Genomic DNA, 25508 nt, shown 5'->3' with positions numbered 1-25508 from the left:
GCTTGGAGCAGCAACCATGACCCGCATCGTGATCATCGGCGGCGGCCCGGCCGGGTACGAGGCGGCCCTGGTCGCCGCCCAGCTCGGCGCCGACGTCACCGTCGTCGAACGGGACGGCATCGGGGGAGCCAGCGTGCTGTCCGACTGCGTGCCGTCCAAGACCTTCATCGCCTCCGCCGGCGCGATGACCGCGGTCCGCGACTCGGCCACCCTCGGCGTCACCGGCACCGAGCTCGGCCGGGCCGCGATCGACCTGCCGGCGGTGAACACCCGGATCAAGGGGCTTGCGGTCGCCCAGTCCGCCGACATCCACCACCGTCTCGCGTCCGAGGGCGTGCGCATCATCGGTGGCGCCGCGCGGCTCGCCGACGACGTCCGCGGGCTCACCGTGCACCGGGTCGAGGTGCTGGACGGCGACGGGCGGGTCACCGAGACGCTGGAGGGCGACGTCGTGCTCATCGCCACCGGCGCCGACCCCCGGGTGCTGCCCGGCGCGGAGCCCGACGGCGAGCGGATCCTGTCCTGGCGCGACGTCTACGAGCTCACCGAGATGCCCGAGCACCTGGTGGTGATCGGATCCGGCGTCACCGGGGCGGAGTTCGCCTCCGGCTACCTGGAGGCCGGCGTCCCGGTCACCCTGGTCTCCTCCCGCGACCAGGTGCTGCCCGGTGAGGACGCCGACGCCGCCGCCGTCGTGGAGAAGGTCTTCCAGTCCCGCGGCGGGCGGATCGCCGAGCGCGGCCGGGCGCAGAGCGTCGTCCGCACCGAGAAGGGCGTGCGGGTCGAGCTCACCGACGGCCGGGTGGTCGAGGGCTCGCACGCGCTGATGACCGTGGGCACCGTGCCGAACACCAGCGGGCTGCAGCTGGCGGAGTGCGGGGTCGAGCTGACGCCGTCCGGGCACGTCGTCGTCGACCGGGTCTCCCGCACCACCGTCCCCGGGATCTACGCCGCCGGTGACGTGACCGGCGTCTTCCAGCTCGCCTCGGTCGCCGCGATGCAGGGCCGGATCGCCATGTGGCACGCGCTGGGGGAGGCCGTCGCGCCGATCCGGCTGAAGACCGTCTCCGCCAACGTGTTCACCCACCCGGAGATCGCCACGGTCGGCGTGCAGGAGAAGACGCTCACCGAGGACGCCGATGTCGAGGTCGTGCGGCTGCCGCTGGCCACCAACGCGCGGGCCAAGATGGGCGACCTGCACGACGGGTTCGTCAAGCTGTTCACCCGCCGCTCCACCGACGTCGTGGTCGGTGGCGTCGTGGTCGCCCCCGGCGCCTCGGAGCTGATCCTGCCGATCGCGCTGGCCGTCACCAAGGGCCTCACCGCCGCCGACCTGGCGCAGACCTTCGCGATCTACCCGTCGCTGTCGGGGTCGATCACCGAGGCCGGCCGCCGGCTGATGGGGACCGAGGACGAGCACAGCTGACCGTGCGCGTGTGACGGGCGGGGCCCGCGCGTCAGGCGGGAGCCCGGCGCCGACTCGCTCGACCGATCGGGTGTTCCAGCTGTGGAACCGGTGCCGGCCTGCCGATGCTGTGGGGGTTCCCGTCTGCCCTGGAGTCCCCGTGCCCCTCGCTGTCCGCCAGGCCTCCCGCGGCCTGGTCGTCTGTGCCGCCCTGGCCTTGGTCCTGCCCGTCTCGGGGATCGCCGGGTCGGTGACCCGCGCCGAAGCTGCACCGACCACAGCCGGTGACACCGTCGTCGGGGAGCTGGTCCAGGCCTACGCCGACCCCGAGCACGGGCACGCCGACGACGAGCACGCCGACGACGAGCACGCCGACGACGAGCACGCCGAGGACAGCGGGTTGCTGAGCTGGGTGCAGCCGGACGGCGGTGACGCGGTGCGGGTGCCCACGGGCGCCGTCGACGACCTGCCCGTCGGCGCGACCGTGGAGGTCACCGTCGGGCGCGCGGTCCACGACGACGCGTCCGCAGGTGGGCTGGAACCCGCTCGGGACGTACTGGCCGCCGAGGTGCTGGCCGCGCCCGAGCCCGTGCCCACGGCTCCGGCTGCCGGGACGGTCAACCACCCCGTCACCGTCGTCCTCGTCCAGCCGGCCGGCACCCAGCGCAGCACGTCGGACGCGACCATCGACCAGGTCGCCGCCGTCGTCGACGGTCCTGTCGCCGACTTCTGGGCCGAGCAGAGCCGTGGGGCCGTCCGCTTCGGGGTCACCGGCAGGGTCGACTGGATCACCACCAGCGCGACGTGCAGCGAGCCGCTGAGGATCTGGGAGGCGGCGGCCGCCGCGGCCGGGTGGCGGGGCCTCGCCGCAGAGCACCTGCTGGTCTACGTGCCCCGCTCGGCCACCGGGTGCGCCTTCGGCCTGGGATCTGTCGGCCGTTCGGTGGGTGAGGGGGGCGTCTCCTACGTGCGGGACACCCTGCCGTCGGTCATCAGCCATGAGTTCGGGCACAACATGGGTCTCGGGCACGCATCGAGCGTGCGCTGCGACGCCACCGTGGACAGCGGGTCGTGCCGGACGATCGCCTACGACGACTGGTACGACGTCATGGGCTTCTCCTGGGAACAGATGGGCACGCTGTCCACCACGCATGCCGACCGGCTGGGCCTCCTGCCCGTCGAGGAGCGGGCGGTCGTCGAGCCGTGGGCCGCCACGGCCGGCTTCACGCTGGCCCCGGTCTCCGCCACGTCGGGCACTCGGGCCATCCAGCTGCGGGCACCGGATGGCGCCTCCTTGTGGCTGGAGTACCGCGCCGCCACCGGGCGGGACACCTGGCTCGGATCGCAGACGGCGAACCGGCTCCGGCTGGACCAGGGCGTGGTGCTGCGCCAGCGGGGCGACCAGCCGGACACCTCACTGCTGCTGGACGGCACGCCGTCGCCGGCCAGTGGCTGGTCCGCCGACGAGCAGGTCGCGCTGCCGGTCGGCCGCTCCCTGGCCATCGCGCGGGCGGAGGTCACCATCACCGTCACCCGGGTCGACGCGGCATCGGCCACGGTCACCGTCAGCCCGGGAGCCACGCCCATCGGTCGTCGCTACGCCGATGCCGGGGGCCCCACCGGGTCCCTCGGCGCACCCACGGCGGGACAGCGGTGCGGGCTGCGTGCCTCCGGGTGCTTCCAGGAGTTCCGCGGTGGGGCGATCTACTGGTCACCGGGCACCGGTGCGCGAGTCGTGTCCGGCGCCGTGCGTGACCGCTGGGCTGCGACCGGCTGGGAGAACGGCTCGCTCGGTTACCCGGTGACCGACACGGTCTGCGGCCTGGTCGGCGGCGGTTGCTACCAGCACTTCGAACGGGGCACCGTGATGTCCGGTCCGGCGGGCGCCTGGTCGGTCTCCGGGGCGGTGCGGGACGGCTGGTTCGCCCGCGGATCAGAAGGTGGCGTCCTCGGCTACCCGGCGGCCGACCAGGTCTGTGGACTGCCCGGCGGAGGATGCTTCCAGCGGTTCCAGTCCGGGTCGCTGTACTGGTCCCCTGCGACGGGTGCCCGGTCGGTGGCCGGGCCGACGGCCGAGCCCTGGGCCCGCCAGGGCTGGGAGCGCGGTCCGCTGGGTTACCCGGTGACCGATCCGGTGTGCGGCCTGCGTGACGGCGGGTGCTACCAGCACTTCCAGGGCGGGACGGCGATGTCGAGTCCGGCAACCGGTGCGTGGCCGATCAGCGGCGCGCTGCGTGATGGCTGGTTCCGGACCGGCTCCGAGGCCGGGCTCGGCTACCCGACATCGGCGGCGGTCTGCGGGCTCCGCGACGGTGGCTGCCTGCAGCGGTTCCAGAGGGGGACGCTCTACGCATCGGCGCGGACGCCGGCCCGGGTGGTGACCACGCCGGCCAGTGACGCGTGGGCGCGGCAGGGCTGGGAGGGTGGCGCGCTGGGCTACCCGCTCACGGACACCGTGTGCGGCCTGCGGGACGGCGGCTGCTACCAGCACTTCCAGGGCGGCACGGTCATGTACAGCCCCAGCCGGGGTTCCTGGCCGCTGTCGGGTGCGCTGCGCGAGGGCTGGTTCCGGCTCGGCTCCGAGGGCGGCGTGCTCGGGTACCCCGTCGCCGGGCCCGTCTGCGGGCTGCGGGATGCCGGCTGCTTGCAGCGCTTCGCCGGGGGAGCCCTCTACTGGTCGCCCGCCACCGGCGCCCGGGCGGTGGTCCCCGGCGCCATCGGGGACCGGTGGGCGGGGCTGGGCTGGGAGGGCGGGCTCGGCTACCCGCTGGACGAGGAACGGAGCATCCCCGAGGGCCGCGCCCAGCGCTTCCAGCTGGGCACCCTGGTGTGGGACCGGACGACCGGGCAGGTCAGGAGGGTGTGAGCTCCGGTGGAGTTCACGTGAGGGCTGCCGATGCATGTGCCGTGCCCCGTCGAATGCGACTCCGGTTGCTCATCTCCCTGGCTGCCTCCCTCGGCGTCCTGCTCAGCGGCGCCGTTCCCCCGGGTCACGCGTCGGCGGAGGAGCGGGTGTCCGTCGTCGTGCCGGGCGCGGCGGGTGCCTCGGGCTCTGACAGCCCGATCACGCGTGCGTACGACGCTCTCGGGGGGAGCGCGGGGCGACTGGGCGCGGCGACGTCGGGGGAGCGATGCGGGCTGCGCGGGGGTGGTTGTTACCGGACCTTCGTCGGCGGCTCGATCTACTGGACCGCCGGCACGGGGGCGCATGCGGTCAGCGGGGCGGTGCTCGGGCGGTGGGCGGCCCAGGGCTGGGAAGGGGGTCCGCTGGGTTATCCGGTGACCGGCACCGAGTGCGGTCTGGTCGACGGTGGGTGCTACCAGCACTTCCAGGGCGGGACGGTGATGTCCAGCCCGGCGACGGGAGCGTGGGCAGTCGCCGGGGTGCTGCGGGACGGCTGGTTCCGGACCGGCTCGGAGGGTGGGTTGCTGGGGTACCCGACGGGGGCTCCGGTGTGCGGGTTGCCCGGTGGTGGTTGCCTCCAGCGTTTCGTCAAGGGGACGTTGTACTCCTCACCGGCCACAGGCGCGCGTGCCGTGCTGAGCCCCGCGTCCGATGCCTGGGCGCGTCAGGGGTGGGAGCGGGGGGCGCTGGGTTACCCGGTGACGGACACGGTGTGCGGCCTGCGGGACGGTGGCTGCTACCAGCACTTCCAGGGCGGCACGGTGATGTACAGCCGGACCGGTGGGTCGTGGGCGTTGAGCGGGGCGCTGCGGGATGCGTGGTTCCGCAGCGGGTCCGAGGGGGGCGCGCTGGGGTACCCGACGTCGGCGCCGGTCTGCGGGCTGCGGGCTGGTGGCTGCTTCCAGCGTTTCCAGACTGGCGCGGTGTACTGGTCGCCGGCGAGCGGGGCGCGTGCGGTGACCGGCCCGGCCGGTGAGGGCTGGGCCAGGCAGGGCTGGGAGCAGGGCGCGTTGGGCTACCCGGTCACCGACACCACCTGCGGCCTGGTGGACGGTGGCTGCTATCAGCACTTCCAAGGCGGCTCGGTCGTGTACCGCCCGGGTACCGGCGCGTGGGCCGTGTCCGGGGCGGTGCGGGACCGCTGGTTCGCCAGCGGCTCCGAGAGGGGCTCCTTGGGGTACCCGACGAGCGCGGCCACGTGTGGCCTGCGCGCGGGCGGGTGCTTCCAGCACTTCCAGGCGGGGTCGATCTACTCGTCCCCGGTAACGGGCGCCCACTCCGTGACCGGCGCCATGCGGGCGGAGTGGGCGCGTCGTGGCTGGGAGAACAGCTACCGGCTGGGCTACCCGCTCACGGACGGAGCGTGCGGGCTGATCGGTGGTGGCTGCCACCAGGTGTTCGAGGCCGGCTCCCTCTACCAGGTGCCCGACGGTCGTATCCACCTCGTGCCGGCCGGCATCCGTGACCGCTGGGCCGCCTCGGGTTGGGAGCGGGGTCCGCTGGGCTACCCGGTCAGTGACCCCTACTGCGGGCTGCTCGCCGACGGGTGCACGCAGGAGTTCGCCAGCGGGGACCGCATCGCCTGGTCGCAGGAGACCCGGGGATGGGTCCTGGACCCGCAGGTGTGGCGGGTCTGGCAGGACTACGGCGCGCAGGACGGGCTGGGTTACCCGACGGCCGACAGCACCCTCGTGGAGCCCAACCTGGTCTACGCCCGGTTCGTGAACGGTTCGGCGTACGTCGGCTGCCGGGACCCACAGCAGCCCTGCTCCGTGCAGGTCTCGTACCGGTGAGTGGCGGCACCGGGACACAGCGCCAGTCCGGTGGCTCGGCCAGCCGACGGGTTCTGCGTCGACGGTCCGCCGGTGGATCGCGGACCCTCGGGTGCCATACCGGTCCGGGCCCGGCAGTGATGACGGCCCGGTCTCTGCCGGCGTCCGGATCGACGCCTGCACCTCGGGGGACGACGGCTCCGTCTCCGGCTGTGTGACGACGTAGTGACCCGCACTGCCGCGTGGTCCGGGTCCTTCAGAGCGGGCCCGACGGGTCGGCGGGCAGACGAGCGGGTGAGTCCCGATCGCGCGGCGGCCTGCCGATGAGGTGGCCGTGCATCGTCCTGCCCGTGGCCGGCTCGCCCGCGCGCTGACGGCCTCCGTCGGCGCGATCCTCTTCTGCGTCGCCGTCCCGGGGGCCGCGGCCGCCGAGGAGCAGACGACCGTCGACGTGTTGAGGATCGTCGATGGGGAGTACGTCGTCGAGACGTTGGTCGTGTCGGCGCCCGGTGCGGAGGCGACCGCGGACCGGCTCACCGCGGACCCCGGGGTCGTGGCGGCCAGCCCGCAGGTGACCTACCGGACGGCCGGGACCCCGGACCCGGCCTGGGAGGCCGACGACCCGGGCGCCGTCAGCGACGTGCGCTCGGTCTGGCCCCGGACCCGGGGAGCCGGGCAGGTGGTTGCGGTGCTCGACGACGTCAGCGCGCTCACCCACATGGATTTCAGCGGTGCGGAGACGCCGGGGAAGTCGTTCGCCGTGGGCGGCACCGGCTACCACGGCACTGCGGTGGCGAGCGTGGTGGCGGCCCGGGCGGACAACGGTCTTGCGAGCGCCGGCATGGCACCCGAGGCCGGGATCATGCCGGTCCAGGTCTGCGGCGTGGACGGCTGCAGTTCCGCGGCCGTCGCCCGAGGGATCCTCTGGGCGACCGACCAGGGGGCGGACGTCATCAACATGTCCTTCGCCGGGCCCGACTACTCCGACGTGACGGCGGCTGCCGTGCAGTACGCCCTGGACCACGGCGTATCGGTGGTCGCCGCGGCGGGCAACGACGCGGCGAGCGGTGCCCCGATCCCCTACCCGGCGGCGCTGAACGGGGTGATCGCCGTCTCCGCGACCACGGCGCAGGGGGTGCCGGCTCCCTGGGCGGTGCACGGCTGGCAGGTGGACCTGTCCACCGTGGGGGAGGGCGTGTTCGTCGCCCTCCCTGCCCAGCAGTCCGGGCACCGGGACGGCACCTCCTTCTCCGCCCCGGCCATCGCCGGGACGGCGGCCCTGCTGCGTGCTGCCCATCCCGGCATCAGCCCGGCACGGGTGCAGGCCGCGCTGCAGGCGGGGGCCTCTGCGGGGAGCACCTGGGACCGCGCGTACGGAGCCGGGCGACTGGACGTCCCCGCGGCCTTCGCCGCCGCCGACCGGACCGGCGCAGCCCCGACGGTGACGCCTTCGTCGCAGGCGGTCGACGTGACCTGGGCCGCCGTCCCGGGGGCGACCGCCTACACGGTCCGGGTCGACGGGGTGGTGGCTGCGCAGGTCGGCGGCACGGGGGCGCACGTCGCGGGCCTCGTGGACGGGACACAGGTCGCGGTCGACGTCCAGCCCGACGGTGGAGCGCGGTCCCAGCCGTCCCTCGCCACCGTCGGGGCGGAGGCGCCTGGCGCCCCGGTCGTACACAGCGCGGCGCTCCGGGGCAGCAGCGCCGACGCCTTCCTGGATCTCCAGGTATCCGTCGCCGGCATGCCCGCAGCCGAGTACTCGCTGATCCGCGACGGCGTCACCATCGGCAGCTTCCCGCTGGCACTCACCGGCTCCGCAACGCTCCAGTCGCTCCGGATCGGAGCCATGCCCACCGGCCCGGTGCGCTGGCAGCTGCGGGGCGTGGACGGCCTCGGTCGGACGTCCGTCCTCTCGGAGCCGGTGAGCACGGGGGCAGGCCAACCCGCGGCGCCGCGTGCCGTCACCGGTCTCACCGCGCGCATCGAGGGAGACCACGCCCGGCTGACCTGGACCGCGTTGGGCGACGGGTACAGGTACCGGGTGCGGGTCGATGGTGGCACCGTGGCCACGCCGCGCAGCTCCGGTGTCGCGTTGGACGTGCCACCGGCGCACGTGACCCGTACCTACGAGGTGTCCGCGATCGATGCATGGGACCAGGTCGGGCCGGCGACCACCGTCGACCTCCTCCGTACCCGGCCGTCCGCGCCGACGGGCGTCTCGGCCCAAGCGGGCACGGGCCGGGCGACCGTGTGGTGGACCCCGGCGCTGCCCAACGGGAGCGCCGTCACGGGGTACGCGGTCACCGCTGCCCCCGGCGGTGCGACCGTGACGACCACCGGAGCGACCAACGTGGTGGTGCCCGGCCTGGACAACGGCACCGCCTACACCTTCACGGTGACCGCGACCAACGACCTCGGCACGAGCCCGGCGAGCGTGGCCAGCTCACCGGTCACCCCCATCGCGGTCCCCGGAGTGCCCACCGCGGTGACCGCCGTGGCGCACGACGGCAGCGCCACGGTGTCCTGGACGGCGCCGGCCACCGGGGGGCCGGTCGAGCGGTACCTCATCCGGTCACCGCAGCTCCCGCACCTGGAGTCCTCCACCTCGGCCACCACCCTCCTGGTCGAGGGCCTGACCAACGGTGTCGCGTACACCTTCAGGGTCCGCGCCGTGAACATCGCCGGCACCGGCCCGGACGGCGTCGCCACCGCGGCCGTGACACCCGTCGCGCGGAACCCGATCACGCTCCTGCACGAGCAGACCGGGGGGGACGCCGGCCCGCTGGGTCCGCCGCGAGGGGCTGAGGTGTGCGGACTGCGGGACGGCGGGTGCCTGCGGCCGTACGCGCGCGGGACCGTCTACTGGTCCCCGGACACCGGCGCCCACCCGGTCAGCGGCGGCATCGCCTCGCGGTGGGCCCAGCAGGGCTGGGAGTTCGGGCCACTCGGGTACCCGGTGACCCCGCCGGACTGCCAGGCATCGGACGGGACCTGCGTCCAGGAGTTCGAGGGGGGCACGGTCGTCGCAGGCCGCCGCGGCGCCTGGGCCGTCACAGGGAAGCTGGAGTCCGCGTGGTACGACCGCGACGCCGAGTTCGGGGACCTCGGCTTCCCGGTCGGGGAACAGGTCTGTGGCCTGCGTGCCGGTGGTTGCCTCCAGCGCTTCGACGGCGGCTCCCTCTACTCCTCCCCTGCCAGCGGGGTGTTCCCCGTCCTGGACCCGGTGGCGGCCGGGTGGGCCCGGCAGGGCTGGGAGTCCGGTCCGCTCGGTTACCCGGTGACCGACATGGGTTGCCAGCCGGGCGATGGCGGTTGCTTCCAGCACTTCCAGGGTGGAACGGTGATGTGGAGCCCCAGCAGTGGCGCCTGGCCCGTCTCGGGAGCGCTCCGCGACGGGTGGTTCGCGAGCGGCTCGGAGGCCGGCCGGCTGCGCTACCCGACGTCCGGCGCTACCTGCGGGCTGCGCAACGGTGGGTGCCTGCAGCGCTTCCAGGGCGGAGCCTTGTACTGGTCGCCCCGTACCGGGGCCCACGCGGTCACGGAACCGATGAGCACCCCCTGGGCCCGCTGGGGCTGGGAGTTCGGGCTGCTGGGGTACCCGGTGAGCGGCATGGGCTGCGGTCTCGCCGGCGGGGGCTGTTACCAGCACTTCGAGGGGGGGACGCTCATCGGCCCGGCGGGCGCCCTGCCGCGGGTCGTGTCGGGGCCACTGCGCGACCGCTGGTTCGCCTCGCGTTCGGAAGCCGGGCCACTCGGCCACCCGGCGGCGGACCCGGTCTGCGGTCTCCGGGGTGGCGGGTGCTGGCAGGCTTTCGCCGGCGGCGCCATCTACTGGTCCCCGTCGACCGGTGCCTGGGCGGTCTCCCCGCCGTTCCTGGCGGCGTGGGCCTCCCAGGGCTGGGAGGGCGGCTGGTTGGGGTACCCGGTGTCGGCGGCAACCTGTGTCACCCCGGACCAGTGCCAGCAGCTGTTCGAGCACGGGACGATCTCGCGTTCGCCGTCCACCGGCATCCGGTTCACCCGGAACCACACGTTCGCGCCGCAGCGGCCCGCGTGATCCGTGCCGTGCGACGGAACCCGGTCATCCGGGGAGCGGGCTCCCGTCGTCGGTGCTAGTCCGCAGCGTCGGCGATCGAGCAGAGGACGGCGCCGCTGGTGACGGCGGCGCCGACCTCCGCGGCCAGCCCGGAGACGGTGCCGGCCTTGTGCGCCACGATCGGCTGCTCCATCTTCATCGCCTCGAGCACGACCACCAGGTCGCCGGCGGCGACGGTGTCGCCGTCGGACACCGCCACCTTGACGATGGTGCCCTGCATCGGTGCGGTGAGTGCGTCGCCCGATGCGGCGGATGCCCCGCTGCCGCTCCGCCGGCGGGGCCGGGCCCCACCGGCAGCCGGGGCCGGCCCACCTGCGGTCAGCCCAGCGGGCAGCGACACCTCCAGCCGGCGGCCGCCGACCTCGACGACGACGGTCTGCCGCGGTCCGGCCTCCTCGGTCTCCGCGGCCGGACCGTGCGGCGGCACCTGGTTGTCCCAGCCGGTCTCGATCCAGCGGGTGTGCACCCGGAACGGCTCGCTGGTGAACGCCTCGTCCCGGACGACGGCCCGGTGGAACGGGACGACGGTCGGCATGCCCTCGACGACCAGTTCGTCCAGCGCGCGGCGGGCCCGCTGCAGGGCCTCGGCGCGGGTGGAGCCGGTGACGATCAGCTTGGCCAGCATCGAGTCGAACGCACCGGCCACCTCGCCGCCGGCCTCGACGCCGGAGTCCCAGCGCACGCCGGGGCCCTGCGGGACCTCCAGCCGGGTGACCGGGCCGGGGGCTGGCATGAAGTTGCGGCCGGCGTCCTCGGCGTTGATCCGGAACTCGATGCTGTGCCCGCGCGGGGTGGGGTCCTCGGTGATCTCCAGCGGCAGGCCCTCGGCGATCCGGAACTGCTGGCGCACCAGGTCGATGCCGGAGGTCTCCTCGGTGACCGGGTGCTCGACCTGCAGGCGGGTGTTGACCTCGAGGAAGCTGATCGACCCGTCGGTGCCCACCAGGTACTCGACGGTGCCGGCGCCGTGGTAGCCCGCCTCCCGGCAGATCGCCTTGGCCGAGGAGTGGATCCGCGCGCGCTGCTCGTCGGTCAGGAACGGGGCGGGGGCTTCCTCGACCAGCTTCTGGTTGCGCCGCTGCAGTGAGCAGTCCCGGGTGCCGACGACGACGACGTTGCCGTGGGTGTCGGCCAGCACCTGCGCCTCGACGTGCCGCGGCTGGTCCAGGAACCGCTCGACGAAGCACTCGCCGCGGCCGAAGGCGGAGACCGCCTCCCGGACGGCGGAGTCGAACAGCTCGGGGATCTCCTCCAGCGTGCGGGCGACCTTCAACCCCCGGCCCCCGCCGCCGAACGCCGCCTTGATCGCCACCGGCAGCCCGTGTTCGCGGGCGAAGGCGACCACCTCGTCGGCGTCGGCGACCGGGTCCTTCGTGCCGGGGACCAGCGGCGCGCCGGCCCGGGTGGCGATGTGCCGGGCGGCGACCTTGTCGCCGAGGTCGACGATCGCCTGCGGGGACGGGCCGATCCAGGTGAGCCCGGCGTCGAGGACGGCCTGGGCGAACCCGGCGTTCTCGGAGAGGAAGCCGTACCCGGGGTGGACGGCGTCGGCACCCGACCGGCGGGCGGCGTCGATGATCTTGTCGACCACCAGGTAGGAGTCTCCGGGGGTGGTGCCCCCGAGGGCGAAGGCCTCGTCGGCGGTGCGCACGTGCAGGGCCTCGCGGTCGGGCTCGGCGTAGACGGCGACGCTGGTGAGCCCGGCGTCCCGGCAGGCGCGCGCCACCCGCACCGCGATCTCGCCGCGGTTGGCGATCAGGACCTTCTGCACGTCAGTTCTCCCTCGAGAGGCGGGTGGAGCGGGTGGGTCAGCGCTGCCAGAGATCGGTGATCGGCACGCCGAGCGTCGCCAGCTGCGTGCGCAGCAGCGCCAGCGACAGGCCGATGACCGCCGACGGGTCACCCTCGACGCGGCGGACGAACGCAGCACCGAGCCCGTCGAGGGTGAAGGCGCCGGCGACGGCCAGCGGCTCACCGGTGGCCAGGTAGGCGTCGACCTCGGCGTCGGTGGGCTCGGCGAAGTGGACGACGGTCGAGGAGACACCGACGTCGCGCTGGGCGATCCGGCCCTCGCGGACGTCGAACACCGCCTGCCCGGTGTGCAGCACGCCGCTGCGGCCGCTCATCCGCTGCCACCGCAGCCGGGCGTCGGCGGCGTCGACCGGCTTGCCCAGCGGCTTGCCGCCGAACTCCAGCAGCGAGTCCGCGGCGACGACGAGGGCGTCGGTCTCCTGGCGGGCGACCGCCGAGGCCTTGGCCGACGCGAGCAGCGCCACCAGCTCGCCGACCCGGGGGGCGGTCACCGAGTCCTCGTCGAAGCCGCTGACCACCACCTGCGGGTTCAGCCCGGCCTGGCGCATCAGCTGCAGCCGGGCCGGCGACTGGGACGCCAGCACCAGACGGCGGGTCATGCCGGCCGCCCCGCGGCGAGCCAGCCACCATGGCCGGGACGCAGTGGCGGTCGGTGCAGCGCGGCCGGGGAGCCCCAGGCGCCGACCGGGGTCGCCCGACGGCGGGGCCGGGGCCTGGACAGCGCCGCGACCACGACGGTCAGTGCGGCGAGCTCCTCGTCGGAGGGGTTGCCGCGCACGACACGCAGAAGGGGAGCAGCAGACTCAGCCACCGGAAGTCCTGTCGTGAGGAGTGGAGGCCCGGAGGGTCTCCGCGAGCGAGCGACGGAGCGGCTCGGCGGGAGTCGGGGACGGCACCTGGTGGCGGTGCGGTCCGGAGGATCGCGGTGTCACAGTGGGATGTTCCCGTGCTTCTTGGGGGGCAGGGTCTGGCGCTTGCCGGCCAGCAGCCGCAGCGCCCGGACGACGTGGACGCGGGTGTGCGACGGCGGGATCACCGCGTCGACGTACCCGCGGTCGGCGGCGACGTAGGGGTTGAGCAGGGTGTCCTCGTACGCGGTGATCAGCTCGGCACGGCGGGCCTCGGGGTCCGCCGCCTCGGCGAGCTCCTTGCGGTAGAGGATGCCGACGGCACCCTGGGCGCCCATCACCGCGATCTGTGCCGTCGGCCAGGCGAGGTTCACGTCGGCGCCGAGGTGCTTGGAGGCCATCACGTCGTAGGCGCCGCCGTAGGCCTTGCGGGTGATCACGGTGATCAGCGGCACGGTCGCCTCCGCGTAGGCGTACAGCAGCTTGGCGCCGCGGCGGATGATCCCGTCCCACTCCTGCGACGTCCCGGGGAGGAACCCGGGGACGTCGACGAAGGTGAGCACCGGGACGTTGAACGCGTCGCAGGTGCGGACGAACCGCGCCGCCTTCTCACTCGCGTCGATGTCCAGCGTGCCGGCGAGCTGGGTGGGCTGGTTGGCCACCACGCCCACCGGGCAGCCCTCGACCCGGCCGAAGCCGACGAGGATGTTCGGCGCGAACAGCGCCTGCACCTCGAGGAACTCGCCGTCGTCGAGCACGTGCTCGATCACGGTGTGCATGTCGTAGGGGGTGTTCGCCGAGTCCGGGACGAGCCCGTCCAGCTCGAGGTCCTCCGCGGTGAGCGCCGCGGGCAGCGCGACGTCGACCGGGGGCACCTCGACGGCGGGCAGCGGGTCGAGGTTGTTGCTGGGCAGGTAGGACAACAGCGCCTTGACGTAGTCGATCGCGTCGGCGTCGTCCTCGGCCAGGTGGTGGGCGACACCGGACCGGGTGTTGTGCGTGCGCGCCCCGCCGAGCTCCTCCAGGGTGACGTCCTCGCCGGTGACCGTCTTCACCACGTCCGGGCCGGTGATGAACATCTGGCTGGTCTTGTCGACCATCACGATGAAGTCGGTCAGCGCGGGGGAGTAGACGTGCCCGCCGGCGGCCGGGCCCATCACCAGGGAGATCTGCGGGACGACGCCGGAGGCGTGCACGTTGCGCCGGAAGATCTCCGCGTACAGGCCGAGGGAGACCACGCCCTCCTGGATCCGCGCGCCGCCGCCCTCGTTGATGCCGACGACCGGGCAGCCGGTGCGCACGGCCAGGTCGAGCACCTTGGTGATCTTCTCGCCGTAGACCTCGCCGAGGCTGCCGCCGAAGACGGTCACGTCCTGGGAGAAGACGCAGACCGGGCGGCCGTCGACCGTGCCGTGGCCGGTCACCACGCCGTCGCCCATCGGGCGGCGGGCCTCCAGGCCGAAGTTCGTGGAGCGGTGCCGGGCGAACTCGTCGAGCTCGGTGAACGAGCCCGGGTCCAGCAGCGCCTCGATCCGCTCCCGGGCGGTCATCTTCCCGGCCGCGTGCTGCTTGGCCACCGCGCGCTCGGAGCCGGCGTGCGTGGCCTCCTGCACCCGCCGCTCGAAGTCGGCGAGCTTGCCGGCAGTGGTGTGCAGGTCGACGTCGGCGGGCAGGTCTTCCCCCGCGCTCCCGGGTTCGGCGGCACTCACGGGCCGTAGCGTAGTGACGTGACCGACGGCGAGCCTCTGGCAGCACCCCGCCCCGACCGTCCCGCCCTCGACGGCGGCGCGCTGACCGCCCTGCTGACGGGTGGGCCGTCCGGCGGGCTGTGGCGGGCGGTCGAGGTGGTCGCGGAGGTCGGCTCGACCAACGCCGACCTGGCCGCCCGGGCCGGGCAGGACGAACCCGAAGGGCTCGTGCTGGTCGCCGAGCACCAGGCGGCCGGGCGCGGGCGGCTGGACCGCAGCTGGACGTCCCCGCCGCGCGCCGGCCTGACCGTGTCGGTGCTGCTGCGCCCCGACGTCCCCGCCGCCCGCCGGGCCTGGCTCTCGCTGCTCACCGGGGTGGCGCTCGCCGAGGCGGTGGGGGAGGTCGCCGGCGTCCGGGCGTCGCTGAAGTGGCCCAACGACCTGCTCGCCCCCGGCGGGGCGAAGCTCGCCGGGATCCTCGCCGAGAGCGTGGGCGGCGCCGTCGTCGTGGGCGTCGGGCTCAACGTCTCCACCACGGCCGACGAGCTGCCCGGCACCGGGACGTCGCTGGCGCTGGTCCGCGGGGGGGAGGTCGACCGGGCCGCCGTCCTGCTCGGCTTCCTGCAGGTGCTGGAGCGGCGCTACCGCAGCTGGGTCGAGGTGCTGGGCGACCCGGTCTCCTCCGGGCTGGCCGCCGACTACCTGGCCTGGTGCAGCACCGTGGGCACCGAGGTGGCCGTGACGATGCCCGACGGGTCGGTGCTGGAGGGCGTCGCCGAGGCCGTCGACTGGGACGGCCGGCTGGTGGTGCGCACCCCGGCCGGCGTCGTCGAGCTGGCCTCCGGCGACGTGCGACACGTGCGGAGCTCATCGCGACCCTGACGGGCCGCACCGCCGGCCAGGTGCCGTGTCCCGGTGAGCTGAGCCGCTGCCGGTCGTCCCGGTCGGGAGCCTCCGGCCCCGCGACCGGGCCGCCGAACCCGCTGCCGCGGGTGGCGCCGTGACGCCGGCGCCCGGGTCGGTCATCCTGTCCCCGTGGCGTACCCGGAGAAGGTCCTCGGCGAGGACGAGGAGGTCGTGGCCCACCTGCACCCGCACTGGACGACCGTCTTCGGCCCGGTCGTGCTCTTCCTGGTGCTGGTGGGCGTGGCGTCGTTCGGGGCGGCGCTCGTCCCGGCGGGGGACCAGCAGGCCCTCTGGCGGCTGGTGGTCGTCGGCGCGGCCGTGGTGCTGGCCCTCGTCCTGGTCGCCGTCCCGCTGCTCCGCTGGCGGACGACGCACTACGTGATCACCACCCACCGGCTGCTCCACCGCACCGGGGTGCTCGCCCGGTCCGGCCGCGACATCGGCCTGTCCCGCATCACCGACGTGTCCTACCGGCAGACCCTGTGGGACCGCGTCGTCCGCTCGGGCACGGTCTCCATCGAGACCGCGGGGGAGGGCGGCCCCACCGTCTTCTCCGCCATCCCCGACAGCGAGGGCGTGCAGCAGCTGCTCAACCAGCTGGTCGAGGAGGACGCCGACCGCCGCGCGCGGGACCAGGTCGGTCACCTCGGAGGGCCGTGGGACGACCCCGGCGACGGCACGACCCAGCAGTTCCGCTGATCCGCGGCGGCGTGACCGGTCCGTCACGGCGCGCCTGGACGGTTCTGTCGGTACCCCGACCTACCTTCCGGCCCATGCGGTTGCTCCACACCTCCGACTGGCACATCGGCCGGTCCCTGCACGGCACCGACCTGCTCGCCGAGCAGGAGGCGGTGCTGGGCCGGCTGGCCGACGTCGTGCGGGCGGAGCAGGTCGACGCCGTCGTCGTGGCCGGCGACGTGTACGACCGCGCCGTGCCCTCGGCCGACGCGACCGCGGTGCTGGACCGGGCGCTGACCCGGCTGCGTGCCGCCGGCGCCCAGGTGGTGCTCACCCCCGGCAACCACGACTCCGCCCGGCGGCTGGGCTTCGCCTCGGGGCTGCTCGCCGCCTCCGGCGTGCACGTGCGGGCGGTCACCCCCCAGCTCGACGAGCCGGTGCTGCTGGCCGACGCGCACGGGGAGGTGGCCGTCTACGGGCTGCCCTACCTGGAGCCCGAGGTGGCCCGGCACGAGCTCGGGCTGCCGGAGGCACGCAGCCACGAGGCGGTGCTCGCCGCCGCGATGGACCGGGTCCGCACCGACCTGTTCCTGCGGCCCGGGGCCCGGTCGGTGGTGCTGGCGCACGCCTTCGTCGGCGGCGGGGTGGCCAGCGACAGCGAGCGCGACATCTGCGTCGGTGGCGTCGACCTCGTCCCGGCGTCGGTGTTCGACGGCGTCGACTACGTCGCCCTGGGCCACCTGCACCGGCCGCAGACGCTGACCCCGCGGATCCGCTACAGCGGCTCGCCGCTGGCCTACTCGTTCGGCGAGGCGGGTCAGGACAAGCAGGCCTGGCTGGTCGACCTCGACGCCCGCGGACTGGCCGGGGTGCGGCCCGTCCCGCTGCCGGCGCCGCGGCAGCTGACCCTGCTGCGCGGAGAGCTGGCGGAGCTGCTGGCCGATCCGGAGCTGGCGGCGGTCGAGGAGCACTTCGTCTCCGCCCAGTTGACCGATGCGGTGCGCCCCGCCGATCCGATGCGGCAGTTGCAGGGCCGGTTCCGGCACTCTGTGCACCTGGAGTGGGTGGGCTCGGGGGCGGTCGCCGACGGGCGCAGCTACACCGAGCGGCTCTCCGGACGCGGTGATCTCGAGGTCGCCGAGGAGTTCGTGAGCCACGTCCGGCAGGTGGCCCCCGCGCGCGGCGAGCGGGACCTGTTGGCCCGGGCGCTGGCCGCCGTGGCGCGTGAGGAGGCCGCCCAGTGAGGGTGCACCGGCTCACGGTGAGCGCCTTCGGGCCGTTCGCCGACCGGGTGGAGGTCGACTTCGACGACGTCGGCCGGGACGGGCTCTTCCTGCTGTGGGGCCCCACCGGGGCGGGCAAGACCACCCTGCTCGACGCCGTCGTCTTCGCCCTGTACGGCACGGTCCCGGGTGCGCGGGGCGAGGAGAAGCGGTTGCGCAGCGACCACGCGGGGGAGGCCGTGCGCACCGAGGTGGAGTGCGAGGTGACCCTGGGCGGTGAGCGGCTGCTGGTCACCCGCCGGCCGGAGCAGCAGCGTCCCAAGCGTCGCGGCACGGGGTGGACCACGGAGCAGGCCCGGCTGACGGTCCAGCGGCTCACCGACGGCGGCTGGGAGCCGGTGAGCACCCGCATCGACGAGGGGTCCGAACACCTGCGCACCCGGCTGGGGCTCTCCGCCGAGCAGTTCTGCCAGGTCGTGCTGCTGCCCCAGGGCGACTTCGCCCGTTTCCTGCGGGCCGAGCCGGATGACCGCCAGCGGCTGTTGCGCACGCTGTTCGACGTCGGCCGTTTCGCCCGGGTGGAGACCTGGCTCGACGAGCAGCGCCGGGCCGCGCGCGCCGAGCTCGACGAGCTGCGGGTTCGGGCCAGCACCGTGCTCGCCCGGGTCGCGCAGGTCGCCGACGTCGAGGTGCCCGAGGAGCTGGCGCCGGAGCTGGTCGGCGCGGCGGAGCCGGCGCACGCCGCCGGCTGGGTCCGTCAGGTGGGGGCCGAGGCCGCCGAGCGGCTCGCCCGGCAGGAGGAGGCAGCCACCCGTGCCGCTGCCGCGGTGGCCCAGGCGGACGCGGAGCTGGCGCGGGCCCGCGAGGAGGAGGCGCGCCACGTCCGGCGCGACCGCGCCCGGGCCGATCTCGCCCGCCTCCAGGCCGAGGCCGCCGACCTGCGCCCCCTGCGGGCCGCCCTGGAGGCCGGCACCCGGGCCGAGCCGGTGCGTGACGTGCTGGAGGCGGCCGGGCGTGCCGCTCAGGAGGCCGAGACCGCCGAGGCCGCCCTGTCGGCCGCCCAGCGGTCCTGGGCGGAGGTGGCCGCCGACCGGCCGGCGGACACCGTGCTCTCCCGCACCCTCCGGGACGAGGCCGCCGAGCTGCGCACCCTCCTCCCCGAGGTCGACCGCGCCGCAGTCCTGGAACGCGAGGTCACCGCCGCCGTCCGCGAGATCGCCGGCCTCACCGCGGAGTGCGAGCGCGGTGCCCGCTCGGCCGCCGAGTGGCCGGCGCGGCTGGCCGCCCTCGAGTCGGCGGTCGCGGCCGCGGCCGAGGCGGCCGCCGCGCTGCCCGGTGCGACCGCCACCGCCGAGCAGGCACATGCCGCGCTCGTCGCCGCCCGGGACGCCGCCGCGACCACCGATCAGCTCGTCGCCCGGCGGGCAGCCGCCCTGCGGGCTCGCGAGGAGTGGCTCGACGACCGGGAGACGTGGCACGACCTGCGGGCCCGGCGGCTCGACGGCATGGCCGCGGAGCTCGCCGCGCAGCTCACCGACGGCGCGCCCTGCCCGGTGTGCGGCGGCACCGAGCACCCGGCACCGGCAGCCGCCGAGGGCTCGCCCGTCACCCGCGCCGACGAGGACGCGGCCCGAGCCCGCGCCGACGAGCGCGAGGCACACCACCTCGAGCTGCAGCGGTCCCTGCAGGAGGGGGAGCGGGAGCTCGCCGTCCTCCTGGCTCGCGCTGGTGAGCTGCCGCCGGCCGGGCACGAGCAGACGGTCGCAGCCGCCACCGCGGCCGCGCGCGAGCTGCGCGAGCGGGCGCAGGGGCTCGACGCCGCCCGGCGCGAGCTGGTCCAGCGGTCCGCGGAGCGCGACGCCGCCGCGACCGCGCTGGCCGAGCAGCGCGAGCAGCTGGTCACCCGGCAGGCCCACCGCACCGCCGCCGAGCGCGCGCTGGTGGAGGTGCGCGACCGGCTGGCCGCCGCCCGCGGCGACGACCGCGACCTGACCGCCCGCATCCGCCGGCTGACCGCGGAGGCCGAGCGCTGCGAGGCGGTGGTCGACGCCGAGGCGGCGGAGCTGCGGGCCCGTACTGCAGCCGAGCGCGCGCGCCGGCTGGCTGCCGAGCGGGTGGCCGGAGCCGGCTTCCCCGACCTGCTCTCCGCCGCCGACGCGCTCCTGGACCGGTCCCGGGCGGCCGCCCTCGAGCGGCGCGTCACCGAGCACGACCAGCAGTGGTCCGTGGCGACCGCCGTGCTCGCCGAACCCGAGCTGGCCGACCTGCCCCCGCGGGCCGACCTGGCCGCACTGACCGGTGCCTGCCAGGGCGCGACCGCTGCCCGGGAGGCCGCCGTCGCCGAGCTCGCCGCGGCGGGCAGCTGCCTGGCCTCGCTCACCGGGCTGACCGCGGAGCTCACCACGGTGGAGCTGGAGCTGGAGGAGCGTCGCGCGGTCGCCGACCAGGTGACCGGCCTGGCCGACCTGGTGAACGGGCGAGGGGCCAACACGTTGCGGATGCGGCTGCAGGCCTTCGTGCTCGCCGCCCGGCTGGAGCAGGTCGCGGAGGTCGCCAGCCGACGGCTGGCCGACATGTCCGGCGGGCGCTACCGCTTCCTGCACAGTGACGCCCTGGGCCGGCACGGCGCCCGCGGCGGGCTGGGGCTGGACGTGCTCGACGAGTACACCGGGGCGCGGCGGCCCACCAAGACGCTCTCCGGCGGCGAGAGCTTCATGGCCTCCCTCGCTCTCGCGCTCGGGCTGGCCGACGTGGTCACCGCGGAGAGCGGCGGGGTACAGATCGACACCCTCTTCGTCGACGAGGGCTTCGGCACCCTCGACCCGCGGGCGCTCGACGCGGTGATGACCGTCCTCGACGAGCTGCGCCGTGGCGGACGCACGGTCGGGGTGATCAGCCACGTGGAGGAGCTGCGCACCCGGATCCCCAGCCGCCTGGAGGTCGTCGCCGGCCGCGAGGGGTCCCGGCTGGCGAGCTGAGGAGCAGGACCCGCCGAGGGTGGGCGGCCGCCGGGGGTCAGCCCTCCTCGAGCTCCTTCTGCTGCACCGCGGCGTTGAGGTCGACGAGGTCTGGTCGGGAGCGCAGCAGCTCGACCACCTCCCGCCAGGCAGGCGCGCGGTCGCCGGTGGTGGCCACGACGCCGTCCAGCAGCGCGGCGTCCTCGAGGGTGTCCAGGGTGACCCGCAGTTCGGCGGCGCCCGGCCGCACCACGATGCCCAGCAGGCGGAAGTCGGCCGGCCGGCTCCACACGTAGGAGGTGACGTGCGCGCGGTCGTGGCCCCGGGCCGCACGGCCGGCCACCCGCAGCGCTGCCGCCGTCACCAGCTCGACGTCCAGCCCACGCGGCAGGGTGCGCTCGAGCGTCGTCGCCACGTAGTCGGTCGTCTCCGGCGCCGCCCGCCACGCGGCCACGACCGTGCGCAGCAGGGCCGGGTCGAGCAGCGGGCAGTCGGCGGTCAGCCGGACCACCGCGTCGGCCGGGTGTTCACGCAGCGCCAGCAGGTAACGGTCCAGGACGTCCTCGGCCGAGCCGCGGACCACGGCTGCGCCCTCCTGCGCGGCCAGCCGCGCGACCGGGTCGTCCTCCGGCAGGTCGCTCGTGGCGACCACCACCGCGTCGGCGCAGCCGCTCTCGTGCACCGCCCGCAACACCCAGGACAGGACCGGCCGCCCGCCCAGCGGGCGCAGCACCTTCCCCGGCAGCCGAGTCGAGCCCATCCGTGCCTGCACCACCGCGACCACCCGCACCCGGCCATCCTGCCCGACCCGGAGACGGGCTCGGCAGGCGCTGTGACACGATCCGGAGTCAGGTCGACGGACGAGCGGGGGAACACGTGGCAGAGCTGACAGGCCGGACCTCGTTGGAGGGCGCGTCGGTCCTGGTCACCGGAGCCACGGGTTCCTTCGGCACCGCCTTCGTCCGGCGGGCGCTGGACCTGGGTGCCCGGCGCGTGGTCGTCTTCAGCCGGGACGAGCTCAAGCAGCACGACATGCGCGGCCGTTTCCCGGGCGAGGCCCGGCTGCGCTGGTTCATCGGCGACATCCGGGACCGCGAGCGCCTGCGCCGAGCCATGGACGGCGTCGACATCGTGGTCCACGCCGCGGCGCTCAAGCAGGTCGACACCGCCGAGTACAACCCGGTCGAGTTCATCCGCACCAACGTCAACGGGTCGGAGAACGTCGTCGAGGCGGCCATCGACACCGGCGTGCAGAAGGTCGTGGCGCTGTCCACGGACAAGGCCTCGAGCCCGATCAATCTCTACGGCGCGACGAAGCTGTGCGCCGACCGGATGTTCATCTCGGCCAACCACTACGCCGCCCACCAGCCCACCCGGTTCAGCGTGGTGCGCTACGGCAACGTGCTGGGCAGCCGCGGCAGCGTGATCCCGTTCTTCCGCCGGCTGGCCGCCGAGGGGCGCCCGCTGCCGATCACCGACGCCCGGATGACCCGCTTCTGGATCACCCTGCCGCAGGCCGTCGAGTTCGTCGTCGACTCACTGGACCAGATGGCCGGCGGGGAGCTCTACGTGCCCCGCATCCCCAGCAGCCGGCTGATCGACCTCGCCGAGGCCATCGCGCCCGGTGCGGCCACCGAGGAGGTGGGGATCCGCCCCGGGGAGAAGCTGCACGAGGAGATGATCGCCGCCGACGACTCCCGGCGGACGCTGCGCACCGGCGACCGTTACGTCATCACCCCCTACCTCGCCGGCTGGGGCTACGAGCCGCCGACCGGGGAGCCGCTGCCCGACGGGTTCGCCTACCGGTCGGACACCAACGACCTGCTGCTGGGCGTCGACGAGCTGCGCGAGCTCGTCGCCGCCCTGGACTGACCAACGTGCTGCCCTACGCCCGGCAGTCGGTCGACGAGTCCGACGTCGCCGCCGTCGCCGCGGCGATCACCGACCCGTTCCTGACCACCGGGCCGGCGGTGACCCGCTTCGAGGACGACCTCGCGGGCTGGACCGGTGGGCACCCGGCGGTCGCGGTCACCTCCGGGACGGCGGCGTTGCACACCGCCTACGCCGCGGCCGGCGTCGGCCCCGGGCAGGAGGTGGTGGTCCCGCCGCTCACCTTCGTCGCCACTGCCGCCACCGCTGCGCTGCTGGGCGCGCGGGTCGTCTTCGCCGACGTGGACGAGGCCTCCGGTTGTCTGGACCCGGGTGCCGCCGCGGCGGCCGTCACCAGTCGCACCACGGTGGTCGCCTCGGTCGACTACGCCGGGGCGCCGGCGGACATGGACGCCCTCCGCGAGGTCGCCGCCGGCGCAGGCGCCCTGCTGCTGGAGGACGCCGCCCACTCCATCGGCACCACCTGGCGCGGTCGCCCGGTCGGCTCCCTGGCTGACCTCACCACCTTCAGCTTCTTCGCCACGAAGAACCTGACCACCGCGGAGGGCGGGGCAGTGGTCAGCACCTCCCCGGAGCTGCTGACGCGGGCCGCCCGCTTCCGCAACCACGGCCTGGTCCGGGACCCCGCCGAGCAACGCGAGCCGGACGAGGGCCCGTGGCACCAGGAGGTGCACGCCCTCGGCCTGAACTACCGGCTGCCCGACGTGCTGTGCGCCCTCGGCTCCAGCCAGCTGCGCCGGCTGTCGCAGTTCAAGCAACGGCGGGCCGAGCTGAGCGCCCGGTACGACGCCGCGCTGGCCGACGTCCCTGAGGTCACGCGGCCGGCCCGCCCGGCCGACGCCGACGTCGCCTGGCACCTCTACCCCGCACGGGTGCCCGAGGACGCCCGGCGGGCGCTGTTCGAGCACCTGCGCGCCGCCGGCGTCGGCGTGCAGGTCAACTACCTGCCGGCGCACTGGCATCCGGTCTTCGCCGACCTGGGCTACCAGCGGGGCAGCTGCCCGGTCGCCGAGCGCTGGTACCGGCAGGAGATCTCGCTCCCGCTGTTCGTCGGGGTCACCGACGACGACGTCGACCGGGTGTGCGACCTGGTCCGCGGGTTCTTCAGGGCCTGACCGGCGCGTCCAGCAGGTCCCAGCCCAGCGGCGTCCCCCGGCGTACCGGACGGGCGAAGGGGCGGCCGACGACGTCGTCCCAGGTGCCCGGGGGCAGGCCGCCGGCCGGCCGCAGGGCGCGCACCGTGCCCGGGCCGACGGTCTCCCCGGCGGCGACGTCCCTGGTGACCCACAGCGACCGCCGGAACCGGGCGGTCTCCTCCTCGCCCGGGCGCACCCCGAACGACGGCCCGGCGGACACCGCTGCGCGCGCGGCCGCGCACTCGCGGACCAGGGCCGCGAGCTCGTCGACCTCCAGGGAGAACGCCGAGTCGACGCCGCCGCCGTCCCGGTCCAGGGTGACGTGCTTCTCCACGGCCACCGCGCCCAGGGCGACCGCAGCCACCGGCACGCCGATGCCGGGCGTGTGGTCGGAGAGACCGACCGGGACCCCGAAAGCCTCGCGCAGGACGGCGATGTTCGCCAGATGGCTCTGCCCCGGGTCGGCTGGGTAGGCGGCGGTGCAACTGAGCAGCACCACCTCGCCGGAACCTCCGCTGCGGGCCGCCGACAACGCCGCGTCGATCTCGCCGAGTGAGGCCATCCCGGTGGAGATCACCAGCGGCTTGCCGGTGGAGGCCGCCAGCCGGATCAGCGGCAGGTCCAGCAGCTCGGCCGAGGCGATCTTGTAGATCTCGCAGCCCACCCCCTCCAGCAGCTCGATCGCGGACCCGTCGAAGGGGCTGGAGAACGGGGTCAGGCCGTGGCTGCGCGCCCGGTCGAACAGCTCCTGGTGCCACTCGTACGGCGTGCCGGCCTCGCGGTAGAGGTCGAACAGTCCGCGGCCGCCCCACAGCCCGTGGTCGTCGGTGACCCGGAAGGCGGGCTGGTCGGAGTCCAGCGTCATCGACTCGGCGGTGTAGGTCTGGAACTTGACCGTCTGCGCGCCCGTGCCGGCGATCGCGTCGATCGTGGCCAGCGCCCGGTCGAGGCTGCCGTCGTGGTTGGCCGAGAGCTCGGCGATCACCCATGGCCGGCCCGCCGCAGCCTGCGCCAGCAGCTCGGTGACGACGGTCATGCCGGCGGCTCCTCCCGCAGGCGCTGCTCGAGCCGGCGCAGGCGCTCCTCGTAGGCGGACACCAGGGCCAGCCGAGTGCGAACGCGGGCGTGCTCCTCGCGGACGACGTCCACCAGCAGGCGCGCCTCGGGCAGGTCGGCCAGCTCGCCGGTCAGCACGATGGGGCGTTGCTGGCGCTCCAGGCGCTCCTCGAACGCGGCGGCCTGCGGCGCCAGCCGGGCCAGCTCGTTGGCCGACCAGGAGGACTCGCGCTCGACCGGGTCGAGTCGGCGCTCCAGTTCACCCAGGCGCTTGTCCAGCTCGCCGTCGCGGCCGTCCAGCTGGTCCAGCCGCTCCGCCAGGCCCCGCACCTGGTCCTCCAGGTGACCGAGCCGGCCGTGGACCTCCTCGAACTGGCGGGCGACCCGCCAGGAGACGGCCTCATCGACCCGGGTGCTCAACCGGGTGGGCAGCTTCATGGTCGTTCCTCCAGTGGATCGGTGGGTCGGCGGTCGCCGGTCACGGCCAGATCGCCGTGCGCCCGGCCTCGGCCCAGCGGCGGAACAGCCGGGACTCCAGTGCGATGCGGTGCTCGGGGCCGACGATGCAGTCATCTCCGGAGGCGTGCCGCCAGCTGGTCTGGTCGGGGTCGTCGACGAAGGAGTAGCCGGCCAGCACCAGCTCGGCGTCGGGGAACGTGGTGCGGGCCCACCAGGCGGCCATCGTCCCTGTGGTGGCCCAGAGGCCCTCCGCACGGGAGTCCAGCCCCAGGTCCTCCGACAGCGGGATGGTCAGGTCCTCGTTGTCCACGTGCACCTGGCCGAGGTCGGCGGGCCACCAACTGGGGACCAGGTCCGGCTCCCAGTGCAGGCGCCCCGGCTCGACCATCAGGTAGACCCGGTCCTGGTAGTCGTCGAAGAACCACGGCGTCGCCCGGAGTGCGCGGTTGAAGAAGACCACGTCCGCCCGCCGGCCGTAGGTCGCCGCGCTGCCGGGGTCGTCGAGCCGGAAACCGTTGACCCGGACCACCAGGTCGCAGCCGTCGACGGCCGCGGCGCGATCGGCCGAGGGCTCCAGCGGCTTGTTCCCGACCACCGCCACGGTGCGGACAGCAGAGTTCTGAGCGTGAGCGGCGGCCAGGTCGCGGACTTGGGTCCGCCGCTTCGCGGACACCTGA

18 protein-coding genes and 1 pseudogene are annotated in these 25508 nt (G+C 74.9%); 11 read left to right on the top strand and 8 right to left on the bottom strand.

Features of this window, described 5'->3' with window-relative positions; translation table 11 throughout:
- Positions 1 to 16 precede the first annotated feature (16 nt).
- From JD78_RS13740 to JD78_RS13725, 5 genes and pseudogenes are all read left to right on the top strand, one after another.
- Positions 17 to 1426 (top strand): NAD(P)H-quinone dehydrogenase, encoded by a 1410-nt coding sequence (locus JD78_RS13740; RefSeq protein WP_153359121.1) that lies wholly within the window; start codon positions 17 to 19, stop codon positions 1424 to 1426.
- 139 nt (positions 1427 to 1565) lie between these two features.
- On the top strand, positions 1566 to 4271 hold the full coding sequence (locus JD78_RS13735; RefSeq protein WP_153359119.1) for a hypothetical protein: 2706 nt from the start codon (positions 1566 to 1568) through the stop codon (positions 4269 to 4271).
- Between the two features lie 53 nt (positions 4272 to 4324).
- Positions 4325 to 4981, top strand: a pseudogene (locus JD78_RS22905) (LGFP repeat-containing protein); the annotation flags it as partial.
- A gap of 27 nt (positions 4982 to 5008) precedes the next feature.
- Entirely contained in the window at positions 5009 to 6103 is a 1095-nt protein-coding gene (locus JD78_RS22290) for a hypothetical protein (RefSeq protein WP_243731045.1), read from the top strand.
- A gap of 313 nt (positions 6104 to 6416) precedes the next feature.
- Positions 6417 to 10139, top strand: coding sequence for a S8 family serine peptidase (locus tag JD78_RS13725; RefSeq protein WP_153359115.1), 3723 nt, complete (start codon positions 6417 to 6419; stop codon positions 10137 to 10139).
- A gap of 55 nt (positions 10140 to 10194) precedes the next feature.
- Here JD78_RS13725 and JD78_RS13720 read toward each other — a convergent pair whose 3' ends face one another.
- The 4 genes from JD78_RS13720 to JD78_RS13705 all read right to left on the bottom strand — a co-directional run bounded on the left by JD78_RS13720 (position 10195) and on the right by JD78_RS13705 (position 14547).
- Positions 10195 to 11949 carry an acetyl/propionyl/methylcrotonyl-CoA carboxylase subunit alpha gene (locus JD78_RS13720; protein ID WP_153359113.1) on the bottom strand — a complete coding sequence of 585 codons (1755 nt, stop codon included), beginning with the start codon at positions 11947 to 11949 and terminating at the stop codon, positions 10195 to 10197.
- 37 nt (positions 11950 to 11986) lie between these two features.
- The gene (locus tag JD78_RS13715; RefSeq protein ID WP_153359111.1) at positions 11987 to 12589 is read right to left on the bottom strand and encodes a Maf family protein; all 603 of its coding nucleotides are present in this window, start codon (positions 12587 to 12589) and stop codon (positions 11987 to 11989) included.
- On the bottom strand, positions 12586 to 12801 hold the full coding sequence (locus tag JD78_RS13710) for an acyl-CoA carboxylase subunit epsilon (RefSeq protein WP_153359109.1): 216 nt from the start codon (positions 12799 to 12801) through the stop codon (positions 12586 to 12588). Before JD78_RS13710 ends, JD78_RS13715 begins: the two co-directional genes overlap by 4 nt.
- Before the next feature lie 117 nt (positions 12802 to 12918).
- Complete coding sequence (locus JD78_RS13705) at positions 12919 to 14547, bottom strand: acyl-CoA carboxylase subunit beta (RefSeq protein ID WP_153359107.1); 1629 nt, start codon at positions 14545 to 14547, stop codon at positions 12919 to 12921.
- 18 nt (positions 14548 to 14565) lie between these two features.
- On the opposite strand from JD78_RS13705, the gene JD78_RS13700 reads away from it, so the two are divergent.
- The 4 genes from JD78_RS13700 to JD78_RS13685 all read left to right on the top strand — a co-directional run bounded on the left by JD78_RS13700 (position 14566) and on the right by JD78_RS13685 (position 20311).
- On the top strand, positions 14566 to 15408 hold the full coding sequence (locus tag JD78_RS13700; protein WP_228395064.1) for a biotin--[acetyl-CoA-carboxylase] ligase: 843 nt from the start codon (positions 14566 to 14568) through the stop codon (positions 15406 to 15408).
- A gap of 153 nt (positions 15409 to 15561) precedes the next feature.
- Positions 15562 to 16131, top strand: coding sequence for a PH domain-containing protein (locus JD78_RS13695; protein WP_153359105.1), 570 nt, complete (start codon positions 15562 to 15564; stop codon positions 16129 to 16131).
- Positions 16132 to 16205: 74 nt separating this feature from the next.
- Positions 16206 to 17354, top strand: coding sequence for an exonuclease SbcCD subunit D (locus JD78_RS13690; protein ID WP_153359103.1), 1149 nt, complete (start codon positions 16206 to 16208; stop codon positions 17352 to 17354).
- The gene (locus JD78_RS13685; protein ID WP_153359100.1) at positions 17351 to 20311 is read left to right on the top strand and encodes an AAA family ATPase; all 2961 of its coding nucleotides are present in this window, start codon (positions 17351 to 17353) and stop codon (positions 20309 to 20311) included. Before JD78_RS13690 ends, JD78_RS13685 begins: the two co-directional genes overlap by 4 nt.
- Before the next feature lie 37 nt (positions 20312 to 20348).
- On the opposite strand, the gene JD78_RS13680 is transcribed toward JD78_RS13685, so the two are convergent.
- Positions 20349 to 21080 carry a cytidylyltransferase domain-containing protein gene (locus JD78_RS13680; RefSeq protein WP_153359097.1) on the bottom strand — a complete coding sequence of 244 codons (732 nt, stop codon included), beginning with the start codon at positions 21078 to 21080 and terminating at the stop codon, positions 20349 to 20351.
- A gap of 86 nt (positions 21081 to 21166) precedes the next feature.
- Between JD78_RS13680 and pseB the strand changes: the two genes are divergently transcribed.
- Both pseB and JD78_RS13670 read left to right on the top strand, forming a co-directional pair.
- Positions 21167 to 22162: a UDP-N-acetylglucosamine 4,6-dehydratase (inverting) gene (gene pseB / locus JD78_RS13675; protein WP_228395063.1), complete on the top strand. Its 996-nt coding sequence runs from the start codon at positions 21167 to 21169 to the stop codon at positions 22160 to 22162.
- Between the two features lie 5 nt (positions 22163 to 22167).
- Positions 22168 to 23295 (top strand): DegT/DnrJ/EryC1/StrS family aminotransferase, encoded by a 1128-nt coding sequence (locus JD78_RS13670; RefSeq protein WP_208104101.1) that lies wholly within the window; start codon positions 22168 to 22170, stop codon positions 23293 to 23295.
- Here the strand turns inward: JD78_RS13670 and pseI are convergent.
- The 3 genes from pseI to JD78_RS13655 are packed head-to-tail and all read right to left on the bottom strand — an operon-like array spanning position 23285 to position 25432.
- Positions 23285 to 24352, bottom strand: coding sequence for a pseudaminic acid synthase (gene pseI, locus JD78_RS13665; RefSeq protein WP_153359095.1), 1068 nt, complete (start codon positions 24350 to 24352; stop codon positions 23285 to 23287). The two genes, JD78_RS13670 and pseI, sit on opposite strands and share 11 nt — an antisense overlap.
- Positions 24349 to 24810: a hypothetical protein gene (locus JD78_RS13660; RefSeq protein ID WP_153359092.1), complete on the bottom strand. Its 462-nt coding sequence runs from the start codon at positions 24808 to 24810 to the stop codon at positions 24349 to 24351. Before JD78_RS13660 ends, pseI begins: the two co-directional genes overlap by 4 nt.
- Positions 24811 to 24850: 40 nt before the next feature.
- On the bottom strand, positions 24851 to 25432 hold the full coding sequence (locus tag JD78_RS13655; RefSeq protein WP_208104100.1) for a hypothetical protein: 582 nt from the start codon (positions 25430 to 25432) through the stop codon (positions 24851 to 24853).
- Between the last annotated feature and the right edge of the window lie 76 nt (positions 25433 to 25508).

The sequence above is a fragment of the Modestobacter roseus genome (assembly GCF_007994135.1).
Classification (GTDB): domain Bacteria; phylum Actinomycetota; class Actinomycetes; order Mycobacteriales; family Geodermatophilaceae; genus Modestobacter; species Modestobacter roseus.
This window is presented reverse-complemented; position numbering and strand designations above follow the sequence as displayed.